Below are 17,563 nucleotides of genomic sequence, written 5' to 3'. Positions count from 1 at the left end.
GGCCGGTGTGGCACCCGCGCAAGGTGAAGGACGGCATGTCACCATGCAGATGACGAATCTCGAGTTCCGCAACGAGCATGCACCTGTCGAGCCGTCGCTCGACCGCATTCTCGTCGTCGAGGACGATGTCGACGTGCGGGAAACGGTCCGCATGATGTTGCTGCGCGAAGGCTTCGCCGTCGAAGTCGCCGGTTCCTTGCGCGAGGCTGAGGCTGTGCTCGCCCGGTGCGAAATCACGTTGGCGATCGTCGATCTTTTGCTGTCCGGCGAGGATGGGTTGAAGCTTGTCCGCTCGCTCGCCTCGACGCCGAGCACCGCCGTCGTGATCATGTCCGGCAAGTCCCACTCGACGGACCGCATCATCGGCATCGAGGTCGGCGCCGATGATTACATCACCAAGCCTTTCAACAGCCGCGAGCTGATTGCGCGTGTGAAGCGCCACGCCACCCGCATCCGCGCCCTCTATGACAATCGGGGCCCTGTGAGCGCGCCGAGCGGAAGCCCGATGTCCATCGGTCAGTGGATGCTCGACGAGTCGCGCCATGCGGTCGTGAACGCGAGCGGCGTGCAGGCGAACCTGTCCGACTCGGAATTTCGCACCCTCGCCTGCCTCCTGCGCAATCGCGGCAGCGTTCTGACGCGCGACGAGCTGTTTAATCATGTCGTCGGCCCGTGCGACCGTGATCCGATGGACCGGCGGATCGACGTCCACGTTTCAAGCATCCGCAAGAAGCTGAAGCTCGACAGCCGCCAAGGCATTCGGACCGTCCACCGCGTCGGCTACATCATCGACTGAAGCATCGCGCCGGCAAGCCTCGCGCTGTGCCGGTCCGGTAAGAAGACCGCGCCGGTCGACCGCTCGCGCGCACCCACTCCATCGGCACTCCGCCCGGCACCATCGGACCGCCTTTTCGCGCAACGTACGACGCATGTCGGGCAACGGGTGTCGGGGCCATGAATGCCGGGGGAATGGCTGTCGGCGTCTTGGATGTCGCATCTTGGATGTCGGCGTTTTGGATGTCACCATGACGGACGTCGGGAGCGCCCAAGTCAGCATTGCCCATGTGAGCCCCTTGGCGGCGCCTGTTGCGGCAGCAGCTCCATAGCGCCAGCGCCCATGGCGGAACACCACACAACAGCGGACCAAGTCGGCAGCCCTGGTCGCGAAGCGACCGCGATCGCGAAGTGAATGATGTCGCGAAGGGGCCGAGATCGAAGCCGGCCTTTATCGAAACGGCCGGCAGATTGTATCCGAACCACCGCATCGCACTGACACCCGGCGGATGACCGCCCCGACGGGGAATGCCGGCCGGGCTCGCCCTACCCTCGCATCACAAACGAACGCTCATGCCAATATTCATTTACACGCGTACATGGTTTTTGCTTTTTATTTTGAATATCGCACGCAAATCACCACGATCATCTTCTCGTTAATTGACCAATACCACTCGCGCCACAACAATTTCCCTACACGATACACAATTGAGACACTGCCGAACAGAGCAAGAGGTGGTTCGATCGAGTCACACTTCTTGCCCACTCGGTGGGACCAGGCGTCAGAAATGGAGTTTGAGTGTGCCCGCGGCTCAGGACGACCTCACCCGAGATCTTTCGCGCATCAACACGCTTCTCATGCGCACCATTGAAGAGACCAACGCCCTCTTGGCGCGCGCGGCCGTGCCGCCGATGACCATGGCCGTCGTCCCGCCGTCGCCGATCTCCAAGGCGGCCGAGCCCACGCCCCTCACCGGCGAGACTGACGGCACAACGGCCAACCTTCGCGGCCTCCTGCCGGACGTGTCCGACCTCAGCCTCTTTATCGACGGGGTGAAGAGCCTGCTGGCTCGCCTTTGCGATGGTGACATCACGGTGCACGGGATCCGGAATGATCCCCTGTGGCACGCGGCCAAGCAGGCCGCCAAATGCGACAGCGCGCTCCTCACTTTGTCGGTCGACGCAAGCGAGATCTGCGACTGGTCGACGGGGACATTCATCGTCGACATGGCCATCGTGGGGATTGAGCCGCCACCCAATCTCGCGGCCCCGGTCGTGCCCGGTGGCGACTATGTCGTGATCCGGATCGGGCTCGACGAAAGTGGCGCCGTGTATCCCCGCCTCGCCATCTCGAAAACCCGATTGGCGACGGACGATGTCGGTTTCGGCGACTGTTATCTCATCCGCTCCGGCGCCATCTACGCCATCGAAGCCGAAACCGAAGTCGAGGACCGCCGCCCCATCGCGCTCCCGACATTCCTCGCCGAGGAGGACATCCCGACCCGGCCCACCGCCCCGCCGCGTGAGACGATCCTTCTCGTCGAGGACGAGGATTATGTTCGCCACTACACCGCCTACGTGCTCGCAAGTCAGGGCTACAACGTCATCGAGGCGTCGAGCGGTCCGCAGGCGCTCGACATTTTGGAGGCCGCCGAGCACGTCGACCTCATCTTCACCGATCTCTTTCTCCCCGGCGGGATGAACGGCGCCCAGTTCGCCAACGCTGTGCGCCGCAGCCGGCCGAACATGCCGATCGTCTTCACATCGGGTTTCGCCGAAGAAGCCGCCCGGGCGGGGCTCTCTTCCGACGCGATCATCCTCGCCAAGCCCTATCGGCGCGCCGAGATGGCGACCAAGATCCGGCAGGCCCTCCGCTCGACCTTTCAAAGCACCCTCAATTGAAGGTGTCGTCAGGCGCCGCTGGTCGGCTGCTCGGCCGGGGTGCGTGCCCGAGCCGGGCGGCCATGTGCACCGGCGGTGGCGGCCGGCGGCGATGAGCGGGACGATGAATGGCGGCGACGCGCGTGCGCGGTGCGCCGCCCCATTCTGCGCTGACGAGCGCTCGATCTTTCGTCGCCTTTCCGGTTGGGAGATCATCGCAAGGGAGGGAAAGGCGAGAGGATCGGATCAAGCCTATCCGAACTCGTTCCGAAAGCCGGCGGCGTTGGGAACGATATCAGGATCGGATATCCAAAGGCCATTCACACGCCGCGCCCGAGTCCGTCAGGGACGCGGCCGCCCCTCACGGCGAACACGCTCGCCGAGGACAATCATGGCCTGGAATGCGGGCTGCGTCATGCTCCCCGACCGCTCAGCGCCAAACGCTGAATTGCCCAAACCTCCAGCGATACCGCCAACCTAGAGCGGGTCGCGCGCACCGGAGGACGGCTCGCCAACCCTCGGTCCGGGGCCACAAGCGCCGCTCCAAATCGCCCGAGCGCGCCCCTTACGCCGGTCCGCCGAATGGGCCGATGGCGGGCGAATCCAATCCCACGCGCCACTTCACGCAAAATTGCGTGCCGATGCCCACGCACGCCTCGATTGACCTGCGCCGTGTTTGCTGTTTGCATTCGCCGCGAACCGCTTCGGGGACACCGCGCATCACGCGGATCGAAAGGCGGGGAGCAACATTCAAGGATGAGAAACCAATGCGCAGAGCATCATTGCTTTTAGCCAGCGCCGCGTTCGTATGCGCCGCGTCGGGTTCAGCGTTCGCCCAAACGCTGGTCTACTGCTCGGAAGGCTCGCCCGAAGGGTTCGACCCCGCCCCCTACACCGCCGGCACCACGTTCGACGCGTCCTCCAAGCCGATCTATAACCGCCTCGTCGAGTTCAAGCGCGGCACGTCGGAGACCGAGCCCGGCCTCGCCGAAAGCTGGGAAGTCTCCGAGGACGGCACGCAATACACCTTCCACCTGCGCCAAGGTGTGCCCTTCCACACGACGGATTATTTCACCCCGACGCGGGACTTCAACGCCGACGACGTCATCTTCTCCTTCGACCGTCAGCGCCTCGAAGACAGCCCTTGGTATGAATATTCGCCGGGCATCTCCTGGGAATACTTCAACGGCATGTCGATGCCGGACCTGATCGACAGCATCGAGAAGGTCGACGATTACACGGTCACATTCGTCCTCAACCGGCCCGAAGCCCCCTTCATCGCCAACATGGCGATGGATTTCGCCTCCATCCTCTCCAAAGAGTATGCCGACCAGCTCGAAGAGGCCGGCACGATGGAGCTGCTCAACCAGCAGCCGGTCGGCACCGGCCCGTTCTCCTTCGTCGCCTATCAGCAGGACGCGGCGATCCGCTATCAGGCCTTCCCCGACTATTGGAAGGGTGAGCAGCCGATCAAGAATCTCGTCTTCTCGATCACCGTCGACGCCGGCGTGCGCCGTCAGAAGCTCGAAGCCGGCGAATGCCACGTGATGCCCTACCCGGCCCCGGCCGACATCGCCGCCCTCCAAGAGAACGCCAATCTCGAGGTGATGGAGCAGCAAGGTCTCAATGTCGGCTATCTCGCCTACAACACCCAGCAGGAGCCCTTCGACAATCCGAAGGTCCGCAAGGCGTTGAACATGGCGATCAACAAACAGGCCATCCTCGACGCCGTTTTCCAAGGCTCGGGCGTTGCAGCGAAGAACCCGATCCCGCCCACCATGTGGTCCTACAACGACGCGATCGTCGACGATCCCTATGACCCGGACGCGGCCAAGGCGATGCTCGAAGAAGAGGGCGTCACGGATCTGTCGATGAAAATCTGGGCGATGCCCGTGCAGCGTCCCTACAACCCGAACGCCCGCCGCATGGCTGAGGTGATTCAAGCCGATTTCGCCGAGGTCGGCGTCAACGCCGAGATCGTCTCTTTCGAATGGGGCGAATATCTCGCCCGCTCCTCCGCCGTCGATCGCGATGGCGCCGTCCTCCTCGGCTGGACGGGCGACAATGGCGACCCGGACAACTTCCTCGCCGTCCTTCTCGGCTGCGACGCCGTCGGCGGCTCGAACCGCGCCCAATGGTGCAACGAGGACTTCGAGGCGCTGATCCAGGAGGCGAAAATCCTCTCCGATCAAGAGGCGCGGGCCGAGCTCTACGAGCAGGCGCAAGTCGTCTTCAAGGAGCAGGCCCCTTGGGCGACGATCGCCCACTCGGTGGTCTTCATGCCGATGAGCAAGAACGTCTCGGGCTATGTCATGGACCCCCTCGGGGGCCACTGGTTCGACGGCGTCGAGCTCACCCAATAAGCCCAGAATGGGCCGCGAGGGGGTGCCTCGGCACCCCCTCCTCCCGTGACACCCAATGCTGCGATTCTTCATCAGTCGGCTCGGTCTCATCATCCCGACCTTCATCGGGATCACGATCGTGGCCTTTGCCTTCGTGCGCGTTCTTCCGGGCGATCCCGTGCTTCTCCTCGCCGGAGAGCGCGGCATGGACCCGGACCGCTACCAGAAACTCCTCGTCCAATTCGGCTATGACCGGCCGATCTGGGAGCAATATTTCCATTATGTGATGGGCCTTCTCCAGGGCGATTTCGGCAACTCGATCTCGACCAAGCGGCCCGTGCTCCAAGAGTTCTTCACCCTCTTTCCGGCAACCCTCGAGCTCGGCCTCTGCGCCATCATCTTCGCCGTCGTGATCGGGATTCCGGCGGGCATCCTCGCGGCCGTCAAGCGCGGCTCCTGGTTCGACCAGGCGACGATGGGCATCGCCCTCACCGGCTATTCGATGCCGATCTTCTGGTGGGGCCTCCTCCTCATCATCCTCTTTTCCGGCACCCTCGGGTGGACGCCCGTGTCGGGCCGCATCTCGCTGATGTACTTCTTCCCGAGCGTCACCGGCTTCATGACGATCGACTCGCTGTTGTCGGGCGAGCCCGGCGCCTTCCGCTCCGCCGTCGCGCACCTCATTTTGCCGACGATCGTGCTCGGCACGATCCCGCTCGCCGTCATCGCGCGTCAGACGCGCTCGGCGATGCTCGAGGTGCTCGCGGAGGACTATGTGCGCACCGCGCGGGCAAAGGGGCTGTCGCCGGGCCGCGTCATCGGCCTGCACGCGCTGCGCAATGCGATGATCCCGGTGATCACGACGATCGGCCTGCAGATCGGCGTCCTGATGGCGGGGGCGATCCTGACGGAGACGATCTTCTCCTGGCCGGGCATCGGCAAGTGGATGGTCGATTCCATCTCCCGGCGCGACTATCCGGTCGTCCAAGGCGGGCTCGTTTTGATCGCCGGCATCATCATGCTCGTCAATCTCGTGGTCGATCTCATGTACGGCCTCATCAATCCGAGGATCCGCCACCGATGACAGACCGTCTGGAAGCCGACGCCGAAACCGCCCGCGAGCTGTCCCCCTGGCGCACACGCGCGGCCGTGTTCGGCGAATTCTGGCACTATTTCAGCCAGAACCGAGGCGCGGTGATCGGCCTCGTGGTGTTCACGCTCCTGGTGCTGACGGCGATCTTCGCGCCGCTCCTCGCGCCCTATTCACCGAACGAGCAATTTCGCGACTCCCTCCTCAAGCCGCCCTTCTGGGTGGATGGCGGATCGAGCGCCTTCCTGCTCGGCACCGACGCCCTCGGCCGCGACATCCTCTCGCGGCTCATTTATGGTGCCCGCTTCTCGCTCTTCATCGGCGTCGCGGTCGTGATGATCGCCGTCACCGGGGGAATCTTGATCGGGCTCGCCGCCGGCTATTTTCGCGGCTGGGTCGATGTCTTCGCGATGCGCATCATGGACATCATCCTCGCCTTCCCCTCGCTCCTCCTCGCCCTCGTGCTCGTCGCGATCCTGGGGCCGGGGCTCGTCAACGCGATGATCGCGATCGCGGTGGTGTTCCAACCGCACTTCGCGCGGCTGACGCGGGCGGCCGTCCTTGCCGAAGCGAGGCGGGAATATGTGACCTCCGCCAAGGTCGTCGGCGCGAGCAATCTGCGGCTCATGTTCGTGACGATCCTGCCCAACTGCCTCGCCCCGCTCATCGTCCAGGCGACGCTGTCCTTCTCGACGGCGATCCTTGACGCGGCCGCGCTCGGCTTTCTTGGCATGGGCGCCCAGCCGCCGACGCCGGAATGGGGCACGATGCTCGCCGAGGCGCGCGAGTTCATCTTGCGGGCCTGGTGGGTCGTCACCTTTCCGGGGCTTGCGATCCTCATCACGGTGCTCGCCATCAACCTGATCGGGGACGGGCTGCGCGACGCGCTCGATCCGAAGCTGAAACGGAGCTGATCCGTGACGATGTCATTGGCCAAGACCGGGAGCCCATTTTGATGGCGCTCCTCGAAATCGAAAACCTGTCGGTGGTGTTCGACACGGCGGCCGGCCCCTTCACCGCGCTCGACCGGGTGTCCTATTCGGTCGGGAACGGCGAAGTCCTCGCGATCGTCGGGGAATCGGGCTCCGGCAAGTCCGTCGCGATGCTCGCCGTGATGGGCCTCCTGCCCCCAACGGCAACCGTCACCGCCGACGCGATGCGCTTTGAAGGCAAAGACCTCCTCGCGATGCCCGCGAAGGCGCGCCGGCAGATCATCGGCAAAGACATCGCGATGATCTTCCAGGAGCCGATCGCGAGCCTCAACCCGTGCTTTACCGCCGGCTTTCAGATCGAGGAGGTGCTGTCGCGCCATCTCGGCCTCAAGGGCAAAGCGCGGCGCCAACGGGCGATCGAGCTGTTCGAGGCGGTCGGCATTCCCGAGCCCGAATACCGTCTGCGATCCTATCCGCATCAGATGTCGGGCGGGCAGTGCCAGCGGGTGATGATCGCGATCGCGATCGCGTGCGAGCCGAAGCTCCTGATCGCCGACGAGCCGACGACCGCGCTCGACGTCACGATCCAGAAGCAGATCCTCGATCTTCTGATGCGCCTTCAGGAGGAGCGCGGGATGGGCCTCATCCTCATCACCCACGATATGGGCGTCGTCGCCGAGACGGCGGACCGGGTGATCGTCCAGTATAAGGGCCGCAAGATGGAGGAGGCGGACGTCCTCACCCTTTTTGAGAACCCAGCGAACGCCTACACCAAGGCGCTCCTGTCGGCGCTGCCGGAAAACGCGACCGGCGGGCGCCTGCCCACCATCGCCGACTATCGGGACGATGCTGCGGAGACGCGGCCATGAGCGACATCGCGCTCCAGACGATCGACGTGACGCGCGACTATCATGTCGGCGGGTCGATGTTCTCCCGCGCCCGCACCGTCCATGCGCTGAAGGGCATCTCGATGACGGTCGAGCGCGGCAAGACGCTCGCGATCGTCGGCGAGAGCGGTTGCGGAAAGTCGACCCTTGCCCGCATCATCGCGATGATCGACCCGCCGACCACCGGGACGTTGCTGATCGACGGCACCGAGGTCGACATCGCGAACCGGTCGATCACGCGGGAGATGCGCGGCAAGGTTCAGATCGTCTTCCAGAACCCCTATGGCTCGTTGAACCCGCGCCAGAAGGTCGGCGACATCCTGACCGAGCCGCTGAAGCTCAACACCGCGATGAGCGCGGCCGCACGGCGCGAGAAGGCGCACGACATGCTGACCAAGGTCGGCATGATGCCGGAGCATTATAACCGCTACCCGCATATGTTCTCCGGCGGCCAGCGCCAGCGTATCGCGATCGCGCGCGCCTTGATGTTGAACCCCTCGCTCCTCGTCCTCGACGAGCCGGTGTCGGCACTCGACCTCTCCGTCCAGGCACAGATCCTCAATCTTCTCACCGACTTGCAGGACGAATTCGGCCTCACCTACATATTCGTCAGTCACGACCTTTCGGTCGTTCGCTATATCGCGGACGAGGTGATGGTCATGTACTATGGCGAAGTGGTCGAACACGGCACGCGGGATACGATCTTCAACGATCCGCAGCACGACTATACGAAGATCCTCTTCGCCGCGACGCCGCGCGCCGACGTCGACAGCATCAGAGCGCGCCTCGCCGCGAAATCGGCCGCCTGACGGCCGCCCGACGCGCAATCCGCCGGTGCCGCCCCGCATGTCGCGACGGCCGCACCGGCGTCCCTTTCGATTGCGCTCGCCGTTAAATTCCTTGAACGATTTTCCCGCAATGTGGACATTTTTTCGGCAATTGCGCGTGAGATCTCGTGCTATGCTCCGGTCACAGAACCAATAACCCTTTCAACAGGGATCTTCGCACCGGGCGGAGACAGGCGCGACGATGATCCTGCGCAATGGTGAGCCGGAAACGCTTTCTAGACTGATCTTCTGCTTCTACGATTTCGTGCTCAGCTCACCGAGATTGAGCCCCTACTTCGCCGAGACCAACATGCGCCGCCTCGTCGAGCGGCAGGTGAAGTATATTGCATCCCTCCTCGACGGCGCCCCGCTCGATGACGAGGACGAGTTCGCCGCGCCCCGCGCGGTCGCCATCCCCGAAATCCATTTTGACGAGCTGATCGCCCACCTCAAAGCCGCGCTCGACCATGTCGACCTCGACGAGGCGAGCGCCGCCATCGTCCTCGCCGAATTCGAGACGCGCCGTTGGGCAATCATCGCCTCGCCGCTCCGCGGCCTCTCCCGCAATGCCGGCGACTGCGCCGCCCCCGACGGTTGATCTCCGCGATACTGCAATCCAGCATCGCACCACCGTGTGTTGACCACGTCCACGCGCAACGCCACCGTCGTCGCCAACGACCCGCGGCGGGCGCCGATGCCGACGCCACGGGCATCCACGGGAAACGCCATGGCCATGCCGATCGAAGGCGAGGCTCCCGCGCGCGGCCGATGGCGCGCCCTCCTCATCCTCTGCACCGCCGTCGTCGCCGCGTTGACGACCTGGTTCTCGGCGACCGCGATCACCCCCGAACTCGCCCGCGCCTTCGACCTCTCCCCCTCGATGCTCGCCTGGCTCACCAACGGCGTGCAGCTCGGCTTCGTCGCCGGCGCGATCGGGGCGAGCCTCGTCAACCTTCCCGACATCGTGCGCCTCAACCGGCTGATGGGGGCGGCGGCGCTGGTCGCCGCGGCGGCGAACGCCGCAATGCTCATCGCCCCTTCGCCGCTCGCCCTCATCCTCGCGCGTATCGTCACCGGGGCGGCGCTCGCCGCGGTCTATCCGCCGGCGATGAAACTCGTCGCGACCTGGTTCGTGAGCGGGCGCGGCTTTGCGCTCGGCGCGATCATCAGCGCGATCACCCTCGGCTCCGCCCTCCCCCATCTGGTGCGCGCCCTGTCCACCGCGCTCGAATGGCACGTGGTGGTCGCATCGACCTCCGGCGCGGCGCTCCTTGCGGCGCTGATCTTCTTCCTCTTCGCCCGCGAGGGGCCGTACCCGTTCGGCCGCGCCGTCTTCGACCCGCGCCAGATCGGCGCCGTCTTCCGCGACCGGCCGCTCCGCCTCGCGATCTTCGGCTATCTCGGCCATATGTGGGAGCTTTATGGCGCGTGGGCGTGGCTCCTCGTCTATGCCCGCGTCGCACTGGCCGCGCAGGGGGAAGACGCCGCCGCCGCCTCCTTCCTCACCTTCGCCATGATCGGGGCGGGGGCGGTCGGCTGCCTTCTCGGCGGGGTCCTGTCGGACCGGATCGGCCGCACCGCGACCACGGCCGGCATGATGATCGTCTCCGGCCTCTGCGCCCTCTCGATCGGCTTCGCGTTCACGGGACCAGTCTGGCTCTTCGTCGCGATCGCGCTCGTCTGGGGTGTCACGATCGTCGGCGACTCGGCGCAATTCTCGGCCGCCGTCACCGAGCTCGCCGATCGGCGCTATGTCGGCACCGCGCTTTCGATCCAGGTCGGGCTCGGCTTCGCCCTCACCGTCTTCACGATCTGGCTGTTGCCGGAAATCGCGATCCGTTTCGGATCCTGGCAGTGGGTGTTCCTGATCCTCGCCATCGGCCCGGCCTTCGGCGCCTATTCGATGTTGCGCCTGCGCCGCGACCCGGACAGCCTCCGTCTTGCCGGCGGCCTTCGCTGAGCCGGCCTCGCCAGCCAAAATATACGGGAGGAGACCCATGCACCGCAGCCGCATCAACGCCATCATGGACGAGGCCGACGCCTTCATCCGTCAGCACGGTTTCGTCCTCCCGCCCTTTGCCTATTGGAGCCCCGAGACAATGCGGCGCGAGGCGACCCCGGCGATCGTCGACGCCCGTCTCGGCTGGGACATCACCGACTATGGCGAGGGGCGCTATGACGAGATGGGCCTCTTCCTCTTCACGCTGCGCAATGGCCGCCTCGCCGATCTCCAGCGGGGGCGCGGCATGTGCTACGCCGAGAAGCTTCTGATCTCGAAAGCGCACCAGCTCGCCCCGATGCACCGGCACAATCTGAAGGCCGAGGACATCATCAATCGCGGTGGCCCCCGCCTGGTGATCGAGCCTTATATGTCTGCCGCCGACGGCTCGGTCGACCGTGCCGCACCGGTCGAGGTTCCGTGCGACGGGCGGATGCGGCGCCTGTCACCCGGTGAGCATCTCGCCCTCGCGCCCGGCGAATCGGTGACGCTGCTGCCCGGCGTCTGGCACGCCTTCTGGGCCGAAGGGGGCGACGTCCTGATCGGCGAGGTCTCGACCGTCAACGATGACGAGACCGACAATGTCTTCGAAACGCCAATCGGCCGCTTTTCCGACATCGAGGAGGACGAGGCGCCGCGCCACCTCCTCGTCTCCGACTATGAAGCATGGCTCGGGGCGAAGGTGGGCTGAGCCCCCGCTGTCAATCGTCCCCGTCGAGCGCGCGGTTGAGGTTGACCGCGGCGGTGATGAGGCCGAGATGGGTGAAGGCCTGGGGGAAGTTGCCGAGGCCTTCGCCGCTCGGCCCGGTCTCTTCCGCGTAAAGGCCCACATGGTTCGCAAAGCCGAGCATTCGCTCGAAGATGAGGATCGCGTCGTCGAGCCGGGCGGGGTCCGTCCGCCCCATCCGCGCGAGCGCGTTGACGAGCCAGAAGGTGCACAGATTGAACGTGCCCTCCTCCCCGCTCAAGCCGTCGACGGTGTGCTGCAGATTGTACCGATAGACGAGCGAGTTGACGACGAGGCCGCCATCCTCTGGCAGCTTCATCACCGCGTCGATCAGCCGTTTCGCCCGCGTCTCACCCGGTGACAGGAACGACGTCATCACCATCATGAGGTTCGAGGCGTCGAGCGTCTCGCTGCCATAATGCTGGACGAAGATGCCGAGCTCTTCGTTCCAGCCCTCATTCATGATCTCCCAATAGATCGCATCGCGCGTCTCGCGCCAGCGCACGACGTCGGCCGGCAGCGAGCGATCGTTCGCGATCCTGAGGCCGCGATCGATCGCGACCCAGCACATCAGCTTGGAATAGACGAAATGCTGGCGACCGCCGCGCGTTTCCCAAACGCCTTCGTCGGGCTCCTCCCAATGGTCGCAGACCCAGTCGACGATGCGCGTTACCGTCAGCCATGCATCGAGGCCGATCGGGCGCACGTCGCGATTATAGAGGAAGAGCGCGTCGAGGAGCTCGCCATAGATGTCGAGCTGGAGTTGATCGTAGGCCCCGTTGCCGATCCGCACGGGCTTCGAGCCGCGATAGCCGTCGAGATGGTCGAGCGTCTCTTCGGTGAGGTCGTGACGCCCGTCGATCCCGTACATGATCTGGAGGGAGCCGTCATTTGAGGGATGGGCGGCGATATTGTGCAGGAAGTCGGCGAAGCGGGTCGCCTCCTCGGTGAAGCCGAGCCGGACGAGCGAATAGATGGTGAAGGCCGAATCGCGCAGCCAGCTATAGCGATAATCCCAGTTGCGCTCTCCGCCGACCTCCTCCGGGAGGCTGCAGGTGGGCGCGGCGACGATCGCGCCGGTCGGCTCGTAGGTCATCAGCTTGAGGGCAAGGGCCGAGCGCTCCACCATTTCCCGCCAGCGGCCGCGATAGGTGGATTGGGAGAGCCAGTCCCGCCAGTATTTGACGGTGACGCGAAACGCCTCCTCCGTCGCGTCGAGCACGGGAAGGGTCTCGACCCGGGCGTCATGGCGCACTTCGCAGAGCGCGAACGCGGCCGTCTCACCCGCCTTCAGCGTGAATTCGCAGACGATCGCGTCCCCCTCGATCCGAAGCGGCACGGAGGAGAGGAGCTCGAGCCCCGTTCCGTCGGAGCGAAAGAGCGCGCCGCGATCGTGAAGCTCGACCGTGTGGGGATCGCGCGCATAGTTGAAGGCGGGCTTGCAGACGAGACGCAATGTGAGCTTGCCGCGCACGGCGGTGATGCGGCGGACCACCTGCCGCCGGGTCGGCGTGAAGCGCATGTCCGGCCCGACGGGCATGAAGTCGACGAGCTCGGCCGCCGCTTCCGGCAGAAGGAAGCGCGTCACGAGCACGTTGGTGCTCGGCCAATAATATTGCTTCCACTTGGTGTCCTCCGCCCCCACCGGGTGGATGCGGAAATAGCCGCCTTTCTCGTCGTCGAGGATCGCGGCGAAGACGCTGGGCGAATCGAAGCGCGGCAGGCAGAGCCAGTCGATCGAGCCGTTGATGTTGACGAGAGCCGCGGAATGCATGTCGCCGATCACGGCGTAGCTGTCGATCGGATGGTAGGCCATGCCTCGCTCCCTCTCATCATGGCGGCCTGAGAGAGGGTGCCGACCGTCGCGGCCGCGCCCCGTCGACGATGCATCGATCGATGTCCGGTGCGGCACGTGCGACGACGGCGAGCCTCGACCCGGCCATTGAGGCGGCACCATAACCGATTCGGTCCGGCCCGCCGCCCGGCTCGCTTGGCGCCGGACGCCGAGCCGTACGGGGGCAGCCGCCGCGATTTTCCCGCGGTCGCTATCATTCTCAACGGCACCGCGAGTCCCGCAGCGCCGCCATCGGCGCGGTCATCGCCATCGGCGCGGTTTCCGCCGTCGCCCCGGGTCATCGCCATCGCAGCGACCCCCGCCATCGCTACGGTCGTCGCGATCGTGCCGGTCGCCGCCATCGAATCGGTCACCGCCTTTGACGCAGTTACCACCTTCGCCCCGGTGGTCGCCTTCCCCCCGATCACCGCCATCGCCGCGCTCACCGCCATCGCCGCGGTCGCCGCCATTGTCACGGTCGCCCCGGTCGCCGCCATGACCGCAATCGACACTGCAGAAGACCGCCACCCGTCGTTCGCGCGCGCCATCCACCCACGATGTCCGTAATGTCGCTCGCGGAATCTGGCCTTGATGCCGTGCCCCTCACCGCAGAATGTCATCCGGCATCGATCGGACGGTTCGCCACCGACCGCTCCGGCTACCGCCGAAGCCGAATGCCGCGACCGGCACCGGCCATCGGAGGATGAAATCCGGGGCGCCGGTTCACAAAGGCGGGTTCAGGGGGGGCACGAGGAGAAGTTCAGGGAGGCGGGTTCAAAGGGCCCCGCTCACGGCGCGGGGGTGCCCGAGGGCAAGCCGCGATGCGTCCCTTCGGGCCGGAAAGCCGGCCGACGTCGGAAGGGCGCGGCGATTGGCCAAAGGGTGCGGCCCTTGGAGGACGGGCACGGCCATAGGCTCGGCGGCGCAGCGCGCGGCGCGGGGCGGCACGTGGCGGCTCATGGTGGATCATGGTGGATCATGGTGATCGACCGGGCGCTCGCCTTCGTGTCAGGCTCGGTTTGTGAGCGCGTTCGACCTCGATCGTGGCGGCGAGGTGTTGGCGCAGCCCCACTGTCAGCCACGCAGAATACCGGCGCGGGCCGGTGGCCGAACGCGACGTCCGACGCGTTGGTGGACCGGGCGGCCATCCACGCGATCGCCGTTGCCGCCTCCGGGTCACGACGGCGCACCGCTCCCCGGAGCCGTCAAACACGCGGTCAATCCTCATAATATTTGTCGCTCCGGTAGCCGCGAAAATAGCTCGACCCGTAATTGCTGAAGCCGAGGCTCGTCACCTTGTCGACGTCGACGCGGGTCACGACCATGCCCGGCGCCCTCGATTTCACGAGGGAGAGCTCCCGCAATCCCTCGGCCACCGCCTCGCGGGCCGTATGGTCCCAACGCACACAATAAAGAACAGCATCGACCAACGGGGCGACGACGCGCCCGTCCGTCACCGACAGGATCGGCGGCGTGTCGAGGATCACGAGGTCGAACCGGGCGCGAAGCTCGCCGATGATCGCGGCGAAACGATCCGACGCCAGGATATCGGCGGCGTTGACGGCGAGTTGCCCGCCCGATTGGCTCGTCAGCACGAAAAGGCCGGTGTCCTCCTCGCGCCGACATGCCTCGTCGAGCGAGACGCTGCCGTCGAGGACATCGCGCAGCCCCACCGCGCCCGCCGTCCCCTCCCCGATCCCGAGATGGAGCGACGGGCGGCGCAGGTCGCAATCGACGATGATCGCCGATTTGCCCATCTGCGCGCTCGTCATCGCAAGGAGGAGGCTCGTCGTCGATTTGCCTTCGTCGGGGACCGTCGAAGTCACCATCACCACCTGCGGCGGGTGGTCGATCTTGGAAAAGAGGAGGCTCGTCCGCAGGCTGCGGACCGCCTCGGCGAGCGCGGAGGCCGGCCTTTCATAGACGTAGCCGATGACATCGTTGCGCCCCTGCTCGCCGGCAAGCTGGGGGATCGCGCCCAGGAGCGGCAATCCGGTGAGCTGCTGCACCTCGTCGAAGGAGCGAAATGTGCGGTTGAGGCGCTCCAGAAGGATGAGCAGCACAAAGCCGAACGCCCCGCCGACCGTGGCGCCGAGCGCGAGGGTGCGTTTCGTCGATTCGCTGTCGGCGAAGGTGGGAGCATCGGCGGGGGACAGGATCACCGCGTCCGCTTCCTCGAGGGTTTCCTGCTGCGTCGTCTCTTTGAGGCGGCCGAGAAAATTCTCATAGAGGAGCCGGTTGGCATCGGCCTCGCGCTCGAGTTGCCGCAATTGGATCTCGGACCGGTCGCGCACGCGAAGCTGGCTCTCGATCGCACGGACCTTCGCCGCGAACTCGGCCTCTTCGGCGCGGGCGATCTCCACCTCGCTCTCCAGCGTCGCGACGACGCGGCCCGCCTCCTTGCGGATGGTGGAGCGGGCGCTTTCGATCCGGGTGTCGATCGCATCGAGCCGTTCGTGGCCGTCGGGGACGAGTTTGGCGAGCGTCGCGCGGTCGCCAAGGAGGGTGAGCTCCTGTTCGTGGTAGCGAGCGATGGTGTCCGATGCGGCGAAGACCGGAACGCTCGCGATACTCTCATTGTTGGCGAGCGCCGTCTTCGCCCGGCCGAGCCGAATCTCGGCGCTCGCGCGGCGGGCCGAGGCGCGCGCCTGGTCCTGGTTGAGCGCGCCGAGCCGCTGGCGGGACGCGGCCGCGCTCTCACCAACACGGCCGACGAGATCGGCGTTGAAATTGGCCACCGCGGCCTCCGCCTCCTCGAGCTCGACGCGCAGCTCCGCGACACGATCGTTCAGCCACCGCGTCGCCTCGCGGGTCGCGTCGAGCTTGGCGTCGAGCCGCGCTGTCACATATTGGCGGGCGACCTCGTTGGCGATGCGCGCCGAACGGTCGGCGTTCGCGGTCTTCGCCTTGATCCGGATCACCCGCGAATGCGGCACCGGCGCGACGGACACGATGTCCGCCAGGCGCCGGCGCGCGGCATCGACGGCGCGCTGGTGACGCGCCGCATCCGTCACCTGGCCGAGATCGGTCCGGCCGGCGAGGCCGAGATTGGCGAGAAAGGTCCACGGCACGAGCCGCGAAAGGCCGAAAAATCCGCCCCCGCCCTCACGCTCGGTCGCAGGCGCCGCCCCGGCGAGATCGAGCGCCTCCACGACCTTGGTGAGAAGGCTCGTCGAGCGCAGCACTTCGATCTGATTGCGCACCGCATCGAGGGGCGGCGGCCGGGGAGCGTCCGGGCGCGCGGCGATGGCAAGGTCCTGCGGACCGAATAGGACCGTCGCCGTCGCGGTGTAGGTCGGCTGGACACCCGCGACATGGATGGCCGCAAGGGTGAGCCCGACGAACACGCTGACGAGGAGGATCCAGCGCCCGCGCCATGTGAAAGCGAGGACGGCGCGCAGATCGAGCCCGCCTTCCGCCGGCCCCTGCGTGTCGATCCGCAGCGGCTCCCCTTGCGCGAAGGGCACGATCGTCATGCCCCGTCTCCGAAAGCCGGGCCGGGGCGCGCTGGGTTGCGAACCGGCGATGCGTCGCCCTTGCCATCGGCCGCGGCGATCGCCTTGTCGGCGGCGCTGAGACCGGTTGCGAGGTCGGGGATTTTGCGATCCGAGGCAGCGTGTGCGCCGGGACCGGCGGCACGTTCGGCGGGCACGGTGTGCGCGGGCTCGGCGCCTGTCACGACGCGCTGCGAAGGTGCAAAGTTCGGTGCCGGATCGGGCGCGATGACGGCGCGGCTCGGGAGCCAATCCAACACGGCGACCGGAAGCGGCGCGTTTTGCCGGCGTGCGCCATCCGCGGGGGCCGCCGGCTCGGCGCTCACCGCGGACGGACTGCGTGACGAAGCCACCGCCTCCAGCGCACGCCTCGGACGATCGGCGCCGGGGTCGTCACTCACGGCGACGTTCAACGGGGCGACCCGGGTGGGCGGCCCGTCGCTGTCGCTTCGGTCTGCCGCATTCGCGAGCGTCGTGGATGCATCTGGCCGGCGGCCGGGTGGAGATGCCGCCGCACGCTCCATCGGATCGGTAAGGCTCTCCCTCGCCGGTCGATCGCGCCAGGCGCGCGGTACGGCGGTGCGCGCCTCAACCTGCGGGGCGCGTTCCGGCGTCACCCCGACGCGGGGCGGCCCGTCGGCCATCATCACGGGGATCACGTTCCAGAGCAGGAGGACGACGAGCGCGAATTTCGCCGGCAGCAAGCCATATGCGGCAATGTCCGCCCGCCGGAGGGTTCGCCGCGGACTGGAACGCGGCAGGTTTGTCCGGTCGGT

14 protein-coding genes are annotated in these 17,563 nt (G+C 66.2%); 11 read left to right on the top strand and 3 right to left on the bottom strand.

Annotation, left to right across the window (positions count from 1 at the left end):
- Nucleotides 1-43: 43 nt before the first annotated feature.
- The 10 genes from L1787_RS06265 (at nt 44) to L1787_RS06220 (ending at nt 11,423) form a co-directional block, all read left to right on the top strand.
- On the top strand, nt 44-796 hold the full coding sequence (locus tag L1787_RS06265; RefSeq protein WP_235707820.1) for a response regulator transcription factor: 753 nt from the start codon (nt 44-46) through the stop codon (nt 794-796).
- Between the two features lie 779 nt (nt 797-1,575).
- On the top strand, nt 1,576-2,676 hold the full coding sequence (locus L1787_RS25965) for a response regulator (protein WP_235707819.1): 1,101 nt from the start codon (nt 1,576-1,578) through the stop codon (nt 2,674-2,676).
- 746 nt (nt 2,677-3,422) lie between these two features.
- Nucleotides 3,423-5,018, top strand: a complete 1,596-nt coding sequence (locus tag L1787_RS06255; RefSeq protein WP_235707818.1) for an ABC transporter substrate-binding protein — start codon at nt 3,423-3,425, stop codon at nt 5,016-5,018.
- Between the two features lie 55 nt (nt 5,019-5,073).
- A complete protein-coding gene (locus L1787_RS06250; RefSeq protein ID WP_235707817.1) occupies nt 5,074-6,081 on the top strand; it encodes an ABC transporter permease subunit in 1,008 nt (335 codons plus the stop codon).
- Nucleotides 6,078-7,001 (top strand): ABC transporter permease subunit, encoded by a 924-nt coding sequence (locus tag L1787_RS06245; protein ID WP_235707816.1) that lies wholly within the window; start codon nt 6,078-6,080, stop codon nt 6,999-7,001. The genes L1787_RS06250 and L1787_RS06245 overlap by 4 nt, the downstream gene beginning before the upstream one ends.
- 41 nt (nt 7,002-7,042) lie before the next feature.
- Nucleotides 7,043-7,888, top strand: coding sequence for an ABC transporter ATP-binding protein (locus tag L1787_RS06240; RefSeq protein WP_235707815.1), 846 nt, complete (start codon nt 7,043-7,045; stop codon nt 7,886-7,888).
- Nucleotides 7,885-8,715, top strand: a complete 831-nt coding sequence (locus tag L1787_RS06235; RefSeq protein ID WP_235707814.1) for a dipeptide ABC transporter ATP-binding protein — start codon at nt 7,885-7,887, stop codon at nt 8,713-8,715. The genes L1787_RS06240 and L1787_RS06235 overlap by 4 nt, the downstream gene beginning before the upstream one ends.
- A gap of 220 nt (nt 8,716-8,935) precedes the next feature.
- Complete coding sequence (locus L1787_RS06230; RefSeq protein WP_235707813.1) at nt 8,936-9,331, top strand: truncated hemoglobin; 396 nt, start codon at nt 8,936-8,938, stop codon at nt 9,329-9,331.
- A gap of 129 nt (nt 9,332-9,460) precedes the next feature.
- Nucleotides 9,461-10,693, top strand: a complete 1,233-nt coding sequence (locus tag L1787_RS06225) for an MFS transporter (protein WP_235707812.1) — start codon at nt 9,461-9,463, stop codon at nt 10,691-10,693.
- Nucleotides 10,694-10,730: 37 nt separating this feature from the next.
- Nucleotides 10,731-11,423, top strand: coding sequence for a D-lyxose/D-mannose family sugar isomerase (locus L1787_RS06220; RefSeq protein WP_235707811.1), 693 nt, complete (start codon nt 10,731-10,733; stop codon nt 11,421-11,423).
- A gap of 10 nt (nt 11,424-11,433) precedes the next feature.
- On the opposite strand, the gene L1787_RS06215 is transcribed toward L1787_RS06220, so the two are convergent.
- Nucleotides 11,434-13,275 (bottom strand): glycoside hydrolase family 15 protein, encoded by a 1,842-nt coding sequence (locus L1787_RS06215; RefSeq protein WP_235707810.1) that lies wholly within the window; start codon nt 13,273-13,275, stop codon nt 11,434-11,436.
- A gap of 174 nt (nt 13,276-13,449) precedes the next feature.
- Here L1787_RS06215 and L1787_RS06210 point away from each other — a divergent pair, with 174 nt between their 5' ends.
- Nucleotides 13,450-13,860 (top strand): hypothetical protein, encoded by a 411-nt coding sequence (locus L1787_RS06210; protein ID WP_235707809.1) that lies wholly within the window; start codon nt 13,450-13,452, stop codon nt 13,858-13,860.
- Between the two features lie 650 nt (nt 13,861-14,510).
- On the opposite strand, the gene L1787_RS06205 is transcribed toward L1787_RS06210, so the two are convergent.
- Complete coding sequence (locus L1787_RS06205; protein ID WP_235707808.1) at nt 14,511-16,769, bottom strand: GumC family protein; 2,259 nt, start codon at nt 16,767-16,769, stop codon at nt 14,511-14,513.
- On the bottom strand, nt 16,766-17,491 hold the full coding sequence (locus L1787_RS06200) for a hypothetical protein (RefSeq protein WP_235707807.1): 726 nt from the start codon (nt 17,489-17,491) through the stop codon (nt 16,766-16,768). Before L1787_RS06200 ends, L1787_RS06205 begins: the two co-directional genes overlap by 4 nt.
- Nucleotides 17,492-17,563 lie beyond the last annotated feature (72 nt).

It is taken from the genome of Acuticoccus kalidii (assembly GCF_021556395.1).
GTDB classification, from domain to species: Bacteria; Pseudomonadota; Alphaproteobacteria; order Rhizobiales; family Amorphaceae; genus Acuticoccus; species Acuticoccus kalidii.
The sequence above is the reverse complement of the archived record's forward strand: the minus strand, read 5'-3'. Positions and strand labels throughout refer to the sequence as shown.